Here is an 18,769-nt window from a genome sequence, read left to right as displayed (position 1 = left end):
TTATTCAGTTTCGGTAATTTGAAATAGTTTAATATTGATTTTGAAATCTTTATGTTCAAGATTAATCATCTCTGCAAAAGTAGGTTTTTTAGCTTCAAAACTAAAATTGATTTTCTCCTTATTATTCTTTGTGTAAACAATTTTTGTTAGAAGAGAATTTTCTTTATTGAAAGACAGGTAATAATTTTTTTTATCTAGTTCTGATCGAAAAATACTAAAGTTTTCATTTTCAAAACTTTCAGCAACAGGATATTTCTGTCGTAATAATTCCTGAAAATCATTTTTCAGAAAATTAATAACCATTTTTTTGTCTAAATCTGCCAAAACATAGTTGAGCTTAAAATCACTTTCCGAAATTTCAAAATCAATCATTTTATTCCCAAAATCAGAAGTCATTACAACTCGATGTGTGGTATCAGAGATTTTTTTAATAATTAAAATTCCACTGATGTGATTTTTATAAATATCCATCTGACATTTATACACGTAATCTTCTTTTGATGAAAAGTAAAGATTTTCAACCGTTTTTTCTGTATTTGAAACCGATTTTACGTCTTTTAGCTGATAAGATTTACAAGAAACCAAAAGCAAAAAAAACGAACTATAAAGAAAACTCAGCAGCAGGAATCGGCGCATTGATTTTGGTGTTTTTGAAAACAATATTCGTTGTATCGCCGGAAGCTTCAGTCATATTAACTTGAGAAACTGTCGATTGATTTTTAGGAAAATGAAGTTCGATTTGTTTGATGTATTTCAACAATTGAGCAGATTTTGGAGTAAATTTAGCAATATTTGTACTTGAATTTTTCAAATAAACCACAGAAAATTCCGGATCGTTGAACATTTTTCCGTTCGAACTTCCGACAATCAGTTTATTGATTTTTTCAAAGGTTTTGCTTTTGGCATCAACCGAAGATTTTTTACCCTGATCGTTGATGAAGATTTTATTTTCCTTAAAAATAATGCTGTATTGATAAGGTTTTGTGTATTTCCAACTTAAAATATTTGGAGATTTCAAAGACAGCCTACCTTGTGTGACAATATTTTTATCTAAAAAATCCATTTTTTTTGTCTGAACAAAATCACTTTGCAAAGTTTTAATTTCTTTGGTTTCAGCAGAAATTTTTGTCACGAATGCTTTAGATTCAGCGCTCGTCATTGCTGTGTTCTGTGCAAAAACAAAAGTTGAAATTAATAAAAGTGCTATGAAAGCTATATTTTTAAACATTATTTTTAGATTTAAATATTGAATCAATAGTGAAAGTTGAATACTTTTGACGCTCCAAAAATAACAATAATTCGACCAAAACATTGTACGTTTTTTCCGAAGTATCGTGAAGCAGAATGATACTGTCTTTTTTCAAACCTTTTGTTACTTTCCTTAAAATTTTCTTCTCGTCCGTAATCACAGTGTCCAAAGAACGAACATTCCAACCGATACTTTTTTTCTGTGTTTTCTTGATTGCTTTCGCAATATTCGGATTAGTTACTCCGAAAGGTGGGCGGTAAAGGTTAGTTGTAATATTTCCTGTTTTGAAAATTATTTCATCACATTTTTCAATTTCTTCAATCATTTTAGTAGTTGATAAAAATCCGGTGTTATTTGAATGTGAAAAAGTGTGATTTCCAATTGTATGACCTTCCGTAATAATTCTTTGGAACGTTTCTGGGTATTTTTCAATCTGTTTTCCGATGCAGAAAAAGGTAGCTTTGATGTTATTCTCTTTTAAAATATCTAAAAACTTCGGTGTAAATTCTGTCGGTCCGTCATCGAAAGTTAAAGCAACTTCATTATTTTTTGTTCGTTTATGGGTAAAACTGTTGACAAAATAGCCTAATTGAATATCAAAAGAACCCCAAATGACAACCGCAGAAAAGAGTATGAAACAGAAAATATAAACCCAAATTGTTCCTTGAAATGCGTAAATAAAGAAATTCAAGAAAAGATAAAAAATAATAAATGGATAATGTTTCATCTTTATTGTTTTTGGAGTTAAACTTTAACAATCTGTTTGTCATTCCGTAGGAATCTCGACAGTGTCTTAAATTTGCTTAGATTCCACGCTCCACTTCGTTTCGCTCTGAATGACAAAGACTCTGATTATTTTCACACAAAATAATCTAGTAAATTAAGCTTTCTCCAACAAAACCAAACTATGGTCGCTTCCTTTCAAATGATTATACAAAAGCACATTTTTAATGCTTTCTTTTTTCAGATCATTAATCAACATCACTTCAGGAATCACTTGATTTTTAAGAATCTGACAAGCCATAAAAGTTGAAAAACCACTCGCTGTATTGAATTCTCCACTCAAATGTTTGTAATACAATAAAGATGAACTTGGAAATAATTCTGAAGCATTTTTATAACAAACATCCGATTCAGAATCTCCGCTGAAACCTAAAATCACAGCTTCAATATCTTGGTTTTTCAAATTATTTTTAACTAAAAAATCTTCGATGAATTGTTGAGTTTCATTTAATTTTAATGAGTTAATAATTTGAATATCTTTTAATTGTGCATAAGAAGTTTCCGTCTTATCTTTTCCTAAAACGAAAAAGCTCGAACCTTCGCCCCAAATCACGCCTTCAGTTGTCGAATTTAAATAATCAACAGGAAGATTTTTTTCTTTTTTAATCGAATCATTCAGCTTGAACAATTCCATTGTTCTGTCGGTTTGTTCATCTGTTGAACCCACCAAAACATTATCTGCTTCGCCATCCAAAATCTGAAGTTTTGCATCCAGCATTGAGAATTCCAGCGACGAAGAACAGTTGACATAAGTGAAATTATAGCCGTGACACTGCAATCCCAAAGCAATTTGTCCGGCAACCGTATTGTGCGTAGATTGAATAAAAAACGTTGGGGTTAGAAATTCTTCATTATTTTCAAGAACATTTTTTAAAAACTTTTCAGAATCCTGAGAGCAACCCATTCCTGTTCCGACGATGATGGCATCGGGTTTTTCGATTCCAGCTTCCTGTAAAGCTTTTGTGGAAGCTACTGAACTCATTTTTACCGTTTTAGACATTCTTCTGCTCATTGCTGGCGGAATGAATTCTTTGTAATTCGGCTCAATCGCTTTTAAAACCTGAACAGAATTTTCAGGCTTTAAATTGTCAAAAAAGTTTTCGTTTAAAGTGTCCTGAACCGAGATGCAGGCAGCACTGTTGATGTAAACTGCACTCATTATTTAGAAAAAATTAAAGTTGAACAGTTTCCTCCAAATCCAAATGAATTGGAAAGTACGTGATTGATGTTTTTCTCTTTCAGTTCGGTAACCGGCGTCAAATCAAATTCTTCCATTTTAGTTTTGAAATTTAAATTTGGAAAAATCACATTGTTCCGCATTGCTAAAATCGAGTAAACCGCCTCAATTCCAGCCGCAGCTGCCAAAGTATGACCTGTGAACGCTTTCGTTGAACTGAATTCCGGAACCTGATTTTCGCCAAAAATCCGAATCATTGCAATGCCTTCAGACAAGTCATTATTCGGAGTTGCAGTTCCGTGAACGTTGATGTAATCAATGTTTTCTTTATTTAAACCTGAAACTTTCAATGCTTTTTCCATTGCCAAGTAAGCACCTTGTCCGTTTTCCGAAGAAGCGGTTTGGTGGTGCGCATCGTTGGCGTTTCCGTAACCTGAAAGATAGGCGAGTACTTTTTTATTTTCTTTTTTTACAACTTCATCAGATTCCAAAACTAGGAAAGCGGCTGCTTCGCCTAAGTTTAGACCTTTTCTGTCGTTGTCAAAAGGCGTGTTGTAAGAATCGGTGAGAATCATCAGCGTATTAAATCCATTCAAAGTAAACTTCGAAAGCGAATCTGTTCCGCCAACAATCACACGGTCCAGAACGCCGTTTTTGATAAGTTTTGCGCCTATCATAATCGCATTGGCTGCAGACGAACAGGCTGTGCTGATGGTAGAAACCATTCCTTTCAGACCCAACAGTTCTGCAATTGCCAAAGATGAATTTCCGGCATCGTGTGAATCAATATATTTTTGTTTTTCAGGGAAATCTTCGTAGGTGTAGAAATATTTTTCGGTGATATCCATTCCGCCCACGCTTGTGGAGGAGATGAGTCCGGTTTTATATTCGTTGATATCCGAAATTCCGGCACTTTCTACAGCTTCTTTTGCAGCGACCATTCCCAACAAAGCAGTTCTTGTTAAATTGTTGTCTTCAAGTAGCTGAAGTTTCTGTGCAAGCTCTTCATTAGACAATTTTATCTCGCCTGTTTTGATGCTTCCGGCGTGGCGTGTTTCAAACAATTCGATGTCTGAAATGCCGTGTTTTCCGGTCGTCAGCGAAATAAAATTTTCCTCAACATTGTTACCAATGGAGGAAATGATGCCCATTCCTGTAATGGCAATTTTTTGACTCATTGATTTGAATTCTTTTTAACGCAAAGAGCGCAAAGATTTTTTATAATAATTCTGTTTTTAAGTCCGCAAAGGCGTTTCACTCAGCCAAGAAAATACAATTGGTGTTCGTTGCTGAGCAAAGAGCCGTTGAGAACGAAAAATATTTTCAATTTTTTAACAATGACTTAGAGAACTTAGTGTTCAAAATAAAAAGAATTATTTTGTTCTGTTTTCTTCGATGTATTTTGCCATCACTTCGATGGACTGGAAGATTTCTTTCCCTTTTTTCGGGTCAGATAATTTGATTCCGTAGTCTTTATCGAGAAGTACGATTAATTCCAGCGCGTCGATAGAATCCAAACCAAGACCGCCACCGAAAAGTGGGTCTGTATCTTTGATTTCTTCTACTGCAACATCCTCAAGATTAAGAACTTCTATGATTTTGTTTTTTAATTCTAATTTTAAATCTTCCATAAATAAATTTCATTTATAATGTACCAATGTATAAGTTTAGCAATTTACCAATTATGTTTAAGGTGTTTAATTATTGATAAACTTTTACATTGTTAAATTGTTATATTACAAAGTCAGCAAATATACAAAAGCTTTGTAACTTTCCTGATACAGTTCGACCCAGCCACATAAAACTTTTTCAGCTTTCCCTGATTGCAGAATCTGTGCCACGTATGAATTCAAAAATTCTTCATCGAATTCATCCAATACGAAAAACGCATTTTCGGTCTGCATTTTATGTTTAATGCTAATTTCGCCAACACAAATATTCGGCAAAGTGTACACAAAAACAGCAGGACTCGGGAAATAATTTTCCTGAGAATTGATGCTTTCCTGATATTTAAAATCGGTATCGAGGCTTGAGGATTTGTTGGCGAAAACCAAAGCTGTTTTGCTGTGGTTGTCATTTTTCAGAATCATTTCGGAAGCTAGAAATGCAAGTTTGCTGAGATTATCCATTTTATGAAATTTCGGATAATTAAGTTCTAAATTTTTATATGCTTCTTTAGCAAAGTCTGAGAAAGAAGATAATTCCGATTCGAAAATGATTTTATGATTAAGAATAATCTGAGCATTTTCAATAGTGCAAACGTGAAGTTTTTTCATTTACTGGTGTATCTATTAGGCAGTATGTCAATATTGATTTTTGAAGGGTTAATTTTCAAGGCTATAGACTAGAAGATTTTATTTTAATAAATGAGATTTATCATCTAATAAATAACTTACAAGAATGTAGATGAATTTTCATAGTTTAGCTTCTTTTCTCAACACTCCATGTTTTTATTTCTTTAGCTTCTTTACATGTAAATTAACACTGGGTTTTAAAACATTAAAAATGATTATCTTCTTTTGTAAAATAACAAAAATTCTCAATTTCTATTATTCTCAATTCTACTAAACAAAAAAAAGTTTTTTTTAGTCCGGAATGACGGTAAACCACCACACTAAACTGTTTCAATTTTATGTTTAGAGTAGGTTATGTGTAAATCTCCATATTGTGGCTATGGTGCTTCATCCCCTTCAGCAAATTATAAAAAGAAGTAGTATCAAAGTGATATTTTTAAGTTTTTTAATATCAATAAAAAAACTTAATACTAATCGAATTTTAAATAAATTTATAATTTTTAAATCTTAAAAAGAATCATATTCAAAAGTTGCTTTGCTTCCAAAATTTCCATTACTTGAGCCAATTTTATTTGGCAATCCATTTAAACTTATATCAGTTTCGTAATTAAAATAATAATTTGAAAATAATGACTGTAGTACATAAGTTGTTAAGCCATTTTTTGCATTTTTTGAAAAATAATCGACACTATACTCGCTATTTTCAAGACTTAAGTGTGCTAAGTAGGCTTGGAATTCTATCGGAAATGTAGAATAAGGGTTAATTATCGAATTATTGTAAGTATATAATCTTGTAAAGTATGCATAAGATTCAGCATTAATCACTCCTGTAGCTTTACTATATTGTCCTGTAATAAAAGTTGCTTTTGTTACGTTTTCACCAGAAAATTCTAATTCCGTTATATTACAGTTATTTAGAGTGTCGTTTATATAATCTTGTGGTGTATTATAAGTGGTTCTGATAAGACGATATATTTTAGAATTTTTATACTGAACAGTGTAACTTGTGTTTAGCAAGAAATTGCCATTTGTATCTTTGTGTAGATATACAATTTCTGAAAGCAAATTGTTGTTATATTTAAATTGTGCTTCATAATAATTAATAGAGGAGGAATTAGAAATTGATATTTTATCAATTTTACCCATTGAGTTATAGGTTACCGAGTGTATAGTCGCATTGTAATTGTTATTGTAACTAGTATTCCATAAAACTATTTTGCCATTAGAATTTTGAAAGTAATGTGTAGGATTATTATCAGTAGATTTAATAAATTTCAATATTTTATTGGAATTCTGAGTAGGATTCTGCAAACTAGTATTGGTTGGAGTTGTTTGTACTTCATCTCCATTTGAACACGAATTATTGAAAAAGACAATAAAAGCCAATAACAAAAATGTGAAAATTTTAGAATTCATAGAAATTTTTATTATAGACAAATATATTCAAAAGTTTGTATAACCCCATTAAAAATAGAATTTTCCTTAACATAAAATATAAGAATTTTGTAATAGTTAATGATTTAGAAATAAACTTTTTATAAAGATTCAATTTCTAATACTATCGCCGCATTGCACCCGCCAAAACCAGAAGCCGTTTTCAAGATATATTTGATTTCTGCCGACTGATTTTCTTTGATAATATTCAAATCTTTCGAAACGCCCATTTCTTCAAAGTTTTTGGACGGAATTAAAATATTGTTCAAAGCAGATTCCATTGAAATAATACTTTCCAGCAAACCTGATGCGCCTAAACAATGTCCGTAATATCCTTTCATACTGTTGAGAGGAACATTTTGCAAATCCATTCGGTTGAAGGCGATGGCTTCCATCTCGTCGTTGTAAAGGGTTGCCGTTCCGTGAGCGGAAATAAAATCGATTTGTTCGGATGAAACTTTTGCTTCTTTCATTGCATTTTGAACGCTCGCAAATAATCCGTCGCCGGTTCTCGATGGTCCGGAAATATGGTTGGCATCATTAATTGCTGAGTCGCCCAGAATTTTAAACTTAAATTTTTCATTCGCTGATGGGGTAGAAGTGATGTAAGCTATAGCGGTCGCTTCTCCCAAATTAATTCCATTACGGTTTTTATCGTACGGTTTGCAAGGCTCACTTCCAATCGCCTGAAAAGAATTAAAACCTGAAATTACAAATTCAGTAATCTCGTCTCCGGCAACCACAAAAGCGTCTTTGTATTTTCCTGCCTGAATCATATTTTTCGCCACAGAAATCGCCATTACTCCGGAAACACAGGCGTTGGAAACCACAATCGGTTTTGTTTTAAATCCAAAAAAATCAGCCAGTTTTTGAGCTAAATTTGAAAGGTAAACACCTTCCGGTAAAGTGCTTTCGTTTTTTAATAAACTTATATTTCCTTTTGTTGTTGAAAGAATAAAAGCCGTTTCATCTGAGATTGGATTTCTGTCCACCAAAGCTTTTAGACTTAATAAAAACATCTTTTCAAGTCTTGTGAAATTCTGATTGTCACTCTGATCGGAGTCGAAGAGTTTACTAAATTCTTCATCCAGTTTCTCAGAATCAATTTTAGAAACAAAGAACGCTTCTTGATTTTCTATAATTTTATGCAACGCAACGCCGGATTTTCCTTCCAAAAGTGCGTTCCAGTTTGATTCCACATCAAAACCCAAAGGCGTGACACAGTTGTAATCTGTAATGTAAATTTCTTTGTTCATTAATTGCTGATTGGTTTGATTAAACATTTTTAGCTAAAAGCCAAATGCAAATAGCTACAAGCCATTTTTATCTTTCCAAGCCTGAAAAAACTCGGGATTGTACAGGCATAAATTATTCTCAGAATCCAGAAAAACCTGAATGGTTTCTCCACTGCAAACCAATTGATTTTGCTGATTGAAAATCTCGTATTTGTAAATAAGTTTCGCTGAAACAGAATTCACGAAAGTCGTTACAATATTGAATGTTTCACCATATTTTAAAGGAAGAAAATGTTCGCACGTGCTTTTCACAATCGGCGTGGTAAATCCAGCTTTCTGAATGTCGAGATAGGTCAAACCGTGCTGTCTTCCGAAAGCTTCTCTTCCGTCCTCAAAATAAACGATGTAATGGCCGTGCCACACGATTCCCAGCGGATCTGTCTCGTTGAAACGAACGCGTACTTCTTCGGTACAGGTTATGTTTTTAGATAGCATTTTGTTTTTTTATGAAGGCTATTTAATATTGAACCCTGTCGGGTTCTTATTGAGTTTTATTTTATTCCATAGGTTTCACCTATGGCTATTCACATTAAATCCTGCGGATTTTCCAGTGACGGGTGCTTAAAATAATGTGATGATATACTTCATCTTTCTATTCAGGCATTTAATTACAGTTCTACTATTTTTGTCAAAGAGCCTGTTAATTCATATTAATCAATCTTTAACTTTGGCGAAGTTTTGACTTTTGATAGGGTTGACAAAACGTGAATTTCCCACGAAATCCCTAGCCCTGATGGGAACGGCATCCTTTTTTGTCATTGCGATTGCTGATAAGTTCGATTTATTGATTCACGTCGTTAGCAATGACAAAAAAGATACAGTGGACAGCAGGTTCCCGGCTCCTTACAATAAATCAGACACTATTTTGTTTCCTCTCATACAATAACGAAATCGTCACCATCGCAATATAAAATAAAAATAAGAAAATCAGTTCTTTGGCAATTTCCCCAATGCCGCTGTTTCTTAAAATAATATCGTAATACGCATTCAGTCCCCAATTCATCGGGGAAAATGATGCGATTTTCTGCATAAATTCGGGCATCAGGAAAACAGGAACCCAAATTCCGCCAATCGCCGCCAAAACAACTACGGAAGTTGCTCCAAACGGCGCCGACTGTTCCTGAGTATTAGACATCGTTCCGATTAAAACCCCAAATCCAATCGCAGCCAATCCTGCAAAAAGAGTGACAATCAAAAGGTGGAACATTTTTCCGGAAACATCAAACTGTGGCAAATCCATCAGCGGGAAAAGCCAGATTCCTACTGCAACCATCAGCAAAAACTGGATGACGCAAATGATCAGATAAGTAAAGGTTTTCCCTAAAATATGAATATAATACGGCGTCGGACTCACGCGAACTCTCACGCTCGTTCCCTGACTTTTTTCTTTGACTAAATTAATCGACAAAGGCACCACAATAAAGAAAATCGCAAACAGCGCCCACGCAGGAACATTGTGCTGAACGGAATTTGGCATCAGTTCTTCTTTGCCTTTGTTCGGTGTGATTTCTTTAAAAGTAATTAAGCTTTTATTTTCAAGGTCTTCCGTCGTCCCAAGTTGGTCCTGGAAGGCTTTGTAGATTTTTTTATTCTCGATTTCGAAAACCATTTTGTTGATGGCATTCATCACAGAATTTTTGAAACCTGCGTTGGTTGCGGGGTCAAAATAGAGATGAATGTCTTTTGCTTTTGAAGCTACAGCTTTTGTCGCAGTAGAATCAGTTTCCAAACCAAACGAGCTTACGACGGTCTGAACTTTAGAATCGATATTTGAATTTAAATCTTTCGTTAAATTTTCAGGAATGACGATGGCCATCTGATAATCTCCGGTAAACACAGCTTTCTCAGCTGATTTTTCGTTGTAGTCGGTGACGAGCTCAAATGTTTTGCTGGTTTCGAGTTCTTTTTTGATGACTTTGGAAACTTCGGATTTATCATTGTCAATAAAAATAATCGGGATTTTTGAACCTTCCAGATTTTTGAATGTCGAATCCTGAATTAAAGTGATCGTAATAATCAACAGCAACGGCATCAGAAAAATAATGACAATTCCGCCCGAATCTCTTTTCAGTAACTGAATTTCCTTGATGAAACTTCTCCACAATTTATACAACATCTCTCAATTCTTTTCCGGTTAATGAAATGAAAACATCCTCCAGGTTTTCCGCATTGGCAACTCTTTCCACCAATTCTTGAGGTGTTCCGGTTGCGTGGATTTTTCCGTGGTCGATGATGGCGATTTTTGTACAGAATTCCTCAGCCTCAGAAAGGTGATGCGAAGTGTAAATAATGCACGTTCCTTTTTTATTTAAATCTAAAAGATAATCGATGATGGCTTTTTTTGATTGAACATCTACGCCAACCGTCGGCTCATCTAGAAACAGAACTTTCGGGTTGTGAAGCGTTCCTGCAATAAGATTGCAACGGCGTTTCATTCCGCCTGAAAACTGGTCGACTTTTTTGTTGGCGAATTTCGTTAAACCCATCAATTCTAAAGCTTCATCGATGGCCTTGTGAAGGTAATCGTGTTTTAAACCATACAAACTTCCAAAGAACAAAAGATTTTCTTTCGCTGTTAAAGTAGGATAGAGCGCATATTCCTGAGGAACAACGCCGATGATTTGTTTGATTTTCGAATTGTCTTTTTTCGGCGACAATCCGTTGATGGTAAAACTTCCTGAGGTTGGTTTAATCAAACCTGAAAGCATAGAAATCAAAGTGGTTTTTCCCGCTCCGTTTGGGCCGAGAATTCCGTAGATTTCGTTTTTATCGATGTTCAAAGAAATATCATTAACCGAAAAGTCTTCCGAATTTTTGTATTTCTTATAGAGGTTTTTTATTTCGATGATGAAATTTGACATTGTTTTTAATTTCTTCGATAGCAATATCTACAGTGATTTATTATCGTTATTAAAGTCATTTATTAAATTATTTATAAAGTATGAATCATTTATAAATTCAATTTTTCCTAATAAATCAGGTTTATAAGTGTCATAAGATTCACCATTCGAGCTATCATAATCTGTATAGTTAGGTGCGAAATTTTTTGCTCCAACAAATTCATTAGTGATTAAATCTTCAACAACTTTCATTATTTTTTCTGAACTGCCATTATAATTATCTAAAACGAATGACTTAAACATAATTCCTTTATAAATATTTATTTTAGGATGTATTTTATGGATATCCAATAGAGCTCTTTTTTCTATTTCCCCATTGCAGTAAATTTTAAATTCTTCAAGACTTAAAACATTTCTATAAACTTGATATAGCTTTTTATCATTTGTTATAAGTAAAGGATAATCTATATGACATTCATTTTCAGAATACCAATCTCGTATTGTTGGATATTCGTTTTCAAAAATAAACTTTAAGGTTTTTTCTATATAAAATTTAGCTAAATTATATTCGGGAACTTTCCACAATGACAGTCGATTATATCCTGCTCCACCTTCAGTGCCTTTATAATCTCTGTCAATTGCAATATAAAAATGTTCCGTTGTCATCTTCTTAAATTTAAATACCAACTATTTTTAGAATATTTATCTTAAATCGCTTTTCTCAATTTCTTATAAAACGCTTCCTCCAAATCAGCAATATGAAGCATCGATTTTGAAAGCTGATTGTAAATGTCGCTTTTCGAATTTCTGTTCTTATAAACTCTTGCAATATCCACGGCAAAATCTCTCCAAAGGTCACCAATTGCGGTAATTTCTTTAGATAATTCTTTCAATTCTTCATTTTTAAGGATTAAAGCCGCTTCTTGTAAAAAAGCACCATAAATAAATCTGAATCCGCCACCGCCGGTTCCGATTTCCTCCTGCATTCTAATCAACTGGCCAAGATAATGATTGGTCACTTTTGTGCCTTTTTTCTCTGCCCATTTTGGGATGCTTTTTGCGACCCAACGCATTGCTTTTACCCCAATAATCGGAACGGGAGCCAACATATTTTTGCAGGTATCTTTAATTCCTTTTTTAATAGCTTCTTCCAGATTTACATTTTCAGGAATGTGTGTCGGGAAATACATATGGCCTTTCGGAGCGAGTGCGCCTTTTGCATAACGAACTTTTTCCAATTCAGCTTCGGTCAAAGTTGTTGCGAAATCCATTACAGGGTCGCTGATGAGGAATTTTCCGTCTTCTTTTCCGTACACTACAAGATTGTGGGCGTTGAAATGGAATTTATATTCCTCAGGAAAATAAGTAAGATTGAAAACTCCTACTTGTAAACCTGTCGGGATATTTTGTTCTAAATTTTTCTCTAAAGCAGCCTGAGCTTCTTTCGGGTTTGAAAATTTAACTCTTTTGATTTTGATACCAAGTCTTTTTGCCGCTTTGCTGAAAATAGCTCCCGGCATCGGACGATAACTGAAACCCGGAGCGAAATTGACTTTCAGGAAAGGTAAATATACGAAAAACAATCCAGAACCGATTCCGAAAATCATGGGTTCACTAAGTTTTAAACCTCTGTTGAGAAGTAAATTGGAGGCAACACCGTTTTCGCAATGGGCTGTCTGATGGTGTTCAAAATTCAATTTCATTATTTACCGTCGAAGTTTTTTAATTCATCTACCGAAATCCCGAATGTGTCGGCATATTTTTTTAAAGTAGAATCGCTGAGTTTTTTAAATATTTTCGGTTTAGCGTGTCGTTTAACCGTCCATTGCCACTTTCCGACGTATGCTGCAAGAACCTGTAAATCCATTTTATTCAATTCCATAAAATAAATGATAGGACTTACGATATTATTGGCAACGTTTTGTTTTGCTTCTTCAATTCTTTCGTTGATGAGCGCCATTGATTCATCGAGAGCAGCTTTTTTAGCTTCCCAGCCGATGCTTTGAGCGGTGGTGTAATTGTTATTTTCATCAGTCACATATAACATTTCGGTCATATTTGCTGATTGAAGATTGCTTTCGTCCTGTGGAATGTCTTGTTTTTTCATTTGAAAATTTGCTGTTTCAATGACTTGGCTAAATTAGTAAAAATGAAGGGATAATTTTAGGAAAACTTCTGATATGAAATAACAGCATTCTCTACATTTTAAACACATTAAATTTATGTCCGTCAGGATCTGAAAATACAAAACCATAATAGTTGTCACCAAACTCTTTCGGTTCAGACTCAATTTTTCCTCCTGCTTTTCTTACAGTTTCTGCCCATTGATCAACTTCATCTTTAGTTTCTGCCAACATAGAAAAAAGAATTTCATTGGAATTTTGATTATTTGCAAATGAAACGTTTGTATTTTTCTCCAATACATCTTTCAGGAAAAAATGAATGACGAACTCGTTTTCTCCAAAGAAAAAACTGGTCAATTCATCAGATCTTCCATTTGATTTAAATCCCAACGAATTGTAAAACTCTGTAGTTCGATCAAGATTATCTACGGCAAAATTTGCCCAGATCGTTTTTGTTTTCATATTTAATTTTTAATGGATTGATGACTTATAGCTTGCAAATCTCATTCCTCATGATTAGAAAATAACATTTTAAACACCCATTGTGCATTTTTAATTATTGTATTTCTAAAATAAGAATCGAAGATTCGACATAGTCAAACGGCTTTGTTTACCTTGATTTAGGAGCTTTTTTACAATCCCTTGTATAACCTTGCGTTTTTTATCGCCAAGAAAGACAAAGTTTTTATAATAAATGTAATCTTTTAAGATAAACAATGGCATTTCATTTAGCAAAGAAATACAAAGGCTTAAAATTTCAGTCACTTGACGGCATCTGCAAAATGCATAACGGGTATTTAAACAATCATTTATTACACCTGTAACAAAAGGTATTCATTCTTACACTAATCATTTTACTTAATATGATTTAATCAATTCAACTATGAAGAAAGTTTTTATTTCTCTATCACTCTTTTTCGTAATCAATGCAATGGCGCAGAAATTCGATACACAAACAGTGACCGATGGTCAGGGTTATACGTATGAAACTGTAAAAAATGATCTGGCAGGCGTAAGAGTCTATACCTTAAAAAACGGATTGAAAGTTTATCTGGCAAAGAACGACGATGCTCCGAGAATTCAAACCTATGTGCCAGTGAGAACGGGTTCAAATAATGATCCAAGTGATAACACAGGTCTTGCACATTACCTTGAGCATATGGTTTTCAAGGGAACTTCTCATTTGGGAACTCAGGATTGGGCAAAAGAAAAAGTTTTGTTGCAGCAGATTTCTGATCTTTACGAGCAGCACAAAGCAGAAAAAGATCCTGAAAAGAAAAAATTACTTTACAAAAAGATCGATGAGGTTTCTCAGGAAGCTTCAAAATATGCGATTGCAAACGAATATGACAAAGCAATTTCATCTTTGGGAGCAACAGGAACCAACGCTCATACTTGGCTTGACGAAACGGTTTACAAAAATAACATTCCTGCTAATGAGCTTGAAAAATGGTTAAAAATAGAAAAAGAACGTTTCTCAGAATTGGTTCTTCGTCTTTTCCATACAGAGTTGGAGGCAGTTTATGAAGAATTCAACAGAGCTCAGGATAACGACAGCCGTTTGGTAAATTATGCTTTAATGGAAGCTCTTTTTCCTAAACATCCAAATGGTCAGCAAACGACAATCGGTACTTCAGAACATTTGAAGAGCCCTTCAATGGTTGCAATCCACAAGTATTTTGACACATATTATGTGCCTAATAATATGGCGGTTGTATTGGTTGGAGACTTAGATTTCGACAAAACGATAAAATTAGTTGATCAGTATTTCGGGACGTTCAAATACAAAGAACTTCCGATGAAGAAAATGGTCTCTGAAGAGCCAATGACACAGGTTGTCAGCAGAACAGTGAAAAGTCCGTCTGCACCGAGAATGACCATGGCGTGGAGATCTGATTCTTATGGAACAAAAGATGCAAGATTGGCAAGCATGGTTGGTGAAATTTTAAGCAACAGCGGAGATGCAGGTTTAATAGATTTAAATATCAGCCAAAAGCAGAAAGTCTTAAGCGCAGGAGCTTACGAATCTCCTTATAAAACGTACGGAGCATTTACATTATACGTTGTTCCAAAAGATGGACAGAGCTTTGATGAGGCGAAAAAATTGTTGTTGGAGCAGTTAGATTTAATCAAAAAAGGTCAGTTTCCGGATTGGATGATGAAAGCGATCGTCAATGATATGAAAGTACAGCGTATGAAAGGTTGGGAAACTGCTGATGGTTTAGCAACTACTTTGTACAACGCATATATCAACGAAAGAACATGGCAACAGGAATTAGACGAGATTAACGATTACGAAAAAATAACCAAAGCAGATATTGTAAAATTTGCAAATGAGTTTTTCAAAGATAATTATGTGGTCGTTTATAAAGAAAAAGGAGTGAATGACAAATTGGTTCGTGTGCAAAATCCTGCGATCACACCAATTAAACTCAACAGAGAAGCTCAGTCACCTTTCCTGAAAGATATTCTGGCAACAAAAGCGGGAGACATCAAACCTCAGTTTATAGATTACAAAACGGCAATCGCTACTTCTGAAATCAAAGACAAAAAGGTAAGTTTCGTTCAGAATAAATACAATAAAGTCGCTCAGGTCAATTATATTTTCCCTTTCGGGTCAGATAATGACAAAGAATTGAGCCTTGGTGTAAGCGTTCTACAATATCTTGGAACCGATAAATATACTCCTGAACAGTTGAAAGAAGAATTCTATAAATTAGGAATTTCAAACAATTTCAGAACTTCAAATGACCAAACCATCATCACTTTGAGCGGATTGGAAGAAAACATGAAGAAAGGAGTAGAGCTAATGAACCACTGGATGACCAACGTAAAAGCCGACAAAGCAATCTATGACCAGACGGTAAAAACAATTCTGGAATCCAGAGAAGTTGCCAAAAAAGACAAAGGCAGAATCATGGCAGCACTTTCCAACTATGCGAAATACGGGAAAGACTCAAGAATGACGGATATTATTTCTAAACAACGTTTAGAAAGCATCAACGTCAATGAATTGATGTCTAAGATTAAAACTTTAAACCAATATCCTTACGAGATTTTCATCTACGGTGAAGATCAAAAAGGTTTGGAAAAAGCCGTAAAACCTTTCGTTGAGAATACCAAGCTGCAGCCTGCAAAAGCAAAAATATACGCAGAGCCTGCTACTGAAGGTAAAGTGTATTTCACTGCTTACGATATGGTGCAGATGGAAATGGCTAAAGTTGCCAAAGGCAGCAATGTCAACCTTTCAAACTTCGGTAAGGCCAATGTATTTAATGAATACTTCGGACGTGGTTTGTCGTCTATCGTTTTCCAGGAGATCAGAGAAAGTAAGTCATTGGCGTATTCTGCGTATGTTTCTTACGCAACGGCTTCTGAAAAAAATCACCCGAACTATGTAACGAATTACATTGGAACTCAGGCTAACAAATTGCCTCTTGCCGTAAGTGCAATGAATGATTTGATGGCAGATTTCCCACAAGTTCCGGCACAATTTGAAAATTCTAAAGGTTCAGCATTGAAGCAGATCGCATCAAACAGGATCAACAGAACCAGTATTTTCTATAATCAATTGGCACTGAAAAAATTGGGCGTTGATTATGATATCAGAAAAGATGTGTATGCAGAAATTCAGAATTTAAGTTTACCTCAATTGACAAGCTTTTACAATTCAGACATCAAACCGTTGAAATACAACACCGCCATCATCGGGAAAAAAGAAAACCTGGATATGGAATCGATCAACAAAATGGGTGAATTCAAAGAAGTGACCCTTGAAGAAATCTTCGGATATTAATTTATCATCAATATAAATTGTTTGAAGTGAGGCAGAAATGTCTCACTTTTTTTGTTGGATGTATACTAGCTTAATTTGATTTAAAAAAGTATGTATATTTGAGCTTAATCTTCAATCGTGATAAAAGCACCTAAATGAAAATATTATTTTTATTCGTAACATCATTTCTTTTTCTTTCTTGTGCAAAAAATTCAGGAAGTATTGAAAGTACATTACCAGGTGAAAGTGACTCATCTTCGCTTGAAAACCTGAATATCCAAACAAATTCGTTTACTGAAATTGACAGCACAGGAGTCTTGATTTTTCCTTTAGAAATGGGTCAAAATAAACGGAATGACAATAGCTATGGTTATAAAGAAATGCCAGAAAACCAATATTGGAACATATTATTTCTAAACTCAAACACGAATGAATATCACCTTTTGACAGAAGAAAAGGTAGTCGTCTTAAATTACGATTTCAATTACAATGCAGAAGACGGAAGGGGAAAAACTAAAAATGCAAAACATATCTTTTATAACATTAGAAGCAAAGATTATAATAAAGATAAAATGATAACTGATGATGATCCGGTTTACCTATACGTATCAGATAGATTTGGGAAAAACTTTCGTCAAATTTCTCCTTTAGATTACAGTTTGAATTATTGGGAATATATTGAAAGTTCGAACAAAGTTATTATGACTTTAACTAAAGATAGCAATCGTAATAAATTATTTGATGAAAAGGATGAGGTTTTGACTTTTGAGACTGTTTTAGATGAGGCGGAAAAACCTAGAGAAGTATTTAAACCTGAGCTTAAAGAAAAACTTAAAAAACTTTATGATAGAGACTGGAAAAATATAAAATAACTTCAAATATTGTTATGGAGATTGTAAATCTTACTCGATATGATACAATGAGTAGGTGTATATGATCTAGTACAATATGCTGCCCAATACCCGGCAGCTTTCCTTTTTTAAATCAACTTGGGTTTATCATGTAAGTTTGGTATAAGGATAGAGAGAAAGTCTATGAATGGTGTATTAAATTTAAATTAACAAATTCATTATAAGGTAGATAATAGAATTCATAATCTTTTTATAATGTTTGTTAAATAATGAAAAAATATTATTTAATTTTACTTTATAAAATCATATTGATATGAAATCACCAAATCACTATCTCAATATGCTGGTTGTAAGTTTGCTATTGGGAATCACCAGCTGCAAGAAACCTGCAGAAAAACCTGCTTCAGAAACTGAAACTCAAATAGCTGCGCAGGATACGGCATCGACAACTGCAGATCCGATGTCTCAACAAAGCTCTTTCGACCTCAATACCGTTGAAGATTCTTTGGCACTCAGAATTAAAGAGTACATCACTAAAGAATACCTGAAACCGGAAGATCTGAAATTGCTGGATGAAGACGACAGAAAATTTAATCTGTATCAGATCGATCTGAATAATGATGGTAAAAAAGAGGTTTTTATCAATTTCTTTACGCCTTATTTCTGCGGTTCCGGCGGATGTTCGCTGGTGCTTTTGGATAGCAATCTCAAATTAATCAACAAATTTACCGTCACCCGTACTCCGATCAGTATAGACTCCGAAACAGAAAACGGTTGGAAAGTTTTGTGGCTGCAAGACGGTGATTCGTGGAAAGTGTTGACCAACAAAAACGGAAAATATCCATCAAACCCATCATCAATAGAGGTTGCCAATAGTGCACCCGAAAGTAATGCTCTGAAACTTTTTAATACGAATCTCTCAAAACCCTATTCATTCTAAAAAATTAA

At 34.2% G+C, this 18,769-nt stretch carries 19 protein-coding genes; 3 read left to right on the top strand and 16 right to left on the bottom strand.

What is annotated here, in order from left to right; translation table 11 throughout:
- The 16 genes from LNP04_RS09620 to LNP04_RS09545 form a co-directional block, all read right to left on the bottom strand.
- Positions 1 to 636 carry a hypothetical protein gene (locus tag LNP04_RS09620; protein ID WP_229982754.1) on the bottom strand — a complete coding sequence of 212 codons (636 nt, stop codon included), beginning with the start codon at positions 634 to 636 and terminating at the stop codon, positions 1 to 3.
- Complete coding sequence (locus LNP04_RS09615; RefSeq protein ID WP_229982753.1) at positions 602 to 1,228, bottom strand: outer membrane lipoprotein carrier protein LolA; 627 nt, start codon at positions 1,226 to 1,228, stop codon at positions 602 to 604. The genes LNP04_RS09620 and LNP04_RS09615 overlap by 35 nt, the downstream gene beginning before the upstream one ends.
- A complete protein-coding gene (locus tag LNP04_RS09610; RefSeq protein WP_229982752.1) occupies positions 1,221 to 1,976 on the bottom strand; it encodes a polysaccharide deacetylase family protein in 756 nt (251 codons plus the stop codon). The genes LNP04_RS09615 and LNP04_RS09610 overlap by 8 nt, the downstream gene beginning before the upstream one ends.
- A gap of 153 nt (positions 1,977 to 2,129) precedes the next feature.
- A complete protein-coding gene (locus LNP04_RS09605; RefSeq protein ID WP_229986265.1) occupies positions 2,130 to 3,191 on the bottom strand; it encodes a beta-ketoacyl synthase N-terminal-like domain-containing protein in 1,062 nt (353 codons plus the stop codon).
- Positions 3,191 to 4,387: a beta-ketoacyl synthase gene (locus LNP04_RS09600; RefSeq protein WP_229986261.1), complete on the bottom strand. Its 1,197-nt coding sequence runs from the start codon at positions 4,385 to 4,387 to the stop codon at positions 3,191 to 3,193. The genes LNP04_RS09605 and LNP04_RS09600 overlap by 1 nt, the downstream gene beginning before the upstream one ends.
- Positions 4,388 to 4,582: 195 nt before the next feature.
- Positions 4,583 to 4,840, bottom strand: coding sequence for a phosphopantetheine-binding protein (locus LNP04_RS09595; protein ID WP_034963026.1), 258 nt, complete (start codon positions 4,838 to 4,840; stop codon positions 4,583 to 4,585).
- A gap of 105 nt (positions 4,841 to 4,945) precedes the next feature.
- Positions 4,946 to 5,485 (bottom strand): 3-oxoacyl-ACP synthase, encoded by a 540-nt coding sequence (locus LNP04_RS09590; protein ID WP_229986260.1) that lies wholly within the window; start codon positions 5,483 to 5,485, stop codon positions 4,946 to 4,948.
- A gap of 525 nt (positions 5,486 to 6,010) precedes the next feature.
- Positions 6,011 to 6,919, bottom strand: coding sequence for a hypothetical protein (locus LNP04_RS09585; RefSeq protein ID WP_229986258.1), 909 nt, complete (start codon positions 6,917 to 6,919; stop codon positions 6,011 to 6,013).
- Positions 6,920 to 7,038: 119 nt separating this feature from the next.
- Entirely contained in the window at positions 7,039 to 8,193 is a 1,155-nt protein-coding gene (locus LNP04_RS09580) for a beta-ketoacyl synthase N-terminal-like domain-containing protein (RefSeq protein WP_229986287.1), read from the bottom strand.
- A gap of 54 nt (positions 8,194 to 8,247) precedes the next feature.
- The gene (locus tag LNP04_RS09575; protein ID WP_229986257.1) at positions 8,248 to 8,667 is read right to left on the bottom strand and encodes a thioesterase family protein; all 420 of its coding nucleotides are present in this window, start codon (positions 8,665 to 8,667) and stop codon (positions 8,248 to 8,250) included.
- Between the two features lie 418 nt (positions 8,668 to 9,085).
- Positions 9,086 to 10,348: an ABC transporter permease gene (locus LNP04_RS09570; protein ID WP_229986256.1), complete on the bottom strand. Its 1,263-nt coding sequence runs from the start codon at positions 10,346 to 10,348 to the stop codon at positions 9,086 to 9,088.
- Positions 10,338 to 11,093 carry an ABC transporter ATP-binding protein gene (locus tag LNP04_RS09565; RefSeq protein ID WP_229986255.1) on the bottom strand — a complete coding sequence of 252 codons (756 nt, stop codon included), beginning with the start codon at positions 11,091 to 11,093 and terminating at the stop codon, positions 10,338 to 10,340. Before LNP04_RS09565 ends, LNP04_RS09570 begins: the two co-directional genes overlap by 11 nt.
- A gap of 27 nt (positions 11,094 to 11,120) precedes the next feature.
- A complete protein-coding gene (locus LNP04_RS09560) occupies positions 11,121 to 11,738 on the bottom strand; it encodes a hypothetical protein (RefSeq protein ID WP_229986254.1) in 618 nt (205 codons plus the stop codon).
- Between the two features lie 41 nt (positions 11,739 to 11,779).
- Positions 11,780 to 12,775 carry a BtrH N-terminal domain-containing protein gene (locus LNP04_RS09555; RefSeq protein ID WP_229986253.1) on the bottom strand — a complete coding sequence of 332 codons (996 nt, stop codon included), beginning with the start codon at positions 12,773 to 12,775 and terminating at the stop codon, positions 11,780 to 11,782.
- Entirely contained in the window at positions 12,775 to 13,179 is a 405-nt protein-coding gene (locus LNP04_RS09550; protein ID WP_229986252.1) for a hypothetical protein, read from the bottom strand. Before LNP04_RS09550 ends, LNP04_RS09555 begins: the two co-directional genes overlap by 1 nt.
- 91 nt (positions 13,180 to 13,270) lie before the next feature.
- Complete coding sequence (locus tag LNP04_RS09545; protein ID WP_229986251.1) at positions 13,271 to 13,657, bottom strand: VOC family protein; 387 nt, start codon at positions 13,655 to 13,657, stop codon at positions 13,271 to 13,273.
- A gap of 421 nt (positions 13,658 to 14,078) precedes the next feature.
- Here LNP04_RS09545 and LNP04_RS09540 point away from each other — a divergent pair, with 421 nt between their 5' ends.
- The 3 genes from LNP04_RS09540 to LNP04_RS09530 all read left to right on the top strand — a co-directional run bounded on the left by LNP04_RS09540 (position 14,079) and on the right by LNP04_RS09530 (position 18,761).
- Complete coding sequence (locus LNP04_RS09540) at positions 14,079 to 16,991, top strand: pitrilysin family protein (RefSeq protein WP_229986250.1); 2,913 nt, start codon at positions 14,079 to 14,081, stop codon at positions 16,989 to 16,991.
- A 134-nt stretch (positions 16,992 to 17,125) separates the two neighbouring features.
- Positions 17,126 to 17,842 (top strand): hypothetical protein, encoded by a 717-nt coding sequence (locus LNP04_RS09535; RefSeq protein ID WP_229986249.1) that lies wholly within the window; start codon positions 17,126 to 17,128, stop codon positions 17,840 to 17,842.
- A gap of 292 nt (positions 17,843 to 18,134) precedes the next feature.
- Positions 18,135 to 18,761: a hypothetical protein gene (locus tag LNP04_RS09530; protein ID WP_229986248.1), complete on the top strand. Its 627-nt coding sequence runs from the start codon at positions 18,135 to 18,137 to the stop codon at positions 18,759 to 18,761.
- Positions 18,762 to 18,769 lie beyond the last annotated feature (8 nt).

Origin of the sequence: Chryseobacterium sp. C-71 (assembly GCF_020911865.1) — a bacterium.
GTDB lineage: Bacteria > Bacteroidota > Bacteroidia > Flavobacteriales > Weeksellaceae > Chryseobacterium.
This window is presented reverse-complemented; position numbering and strand designations above follow the sequence as displayed.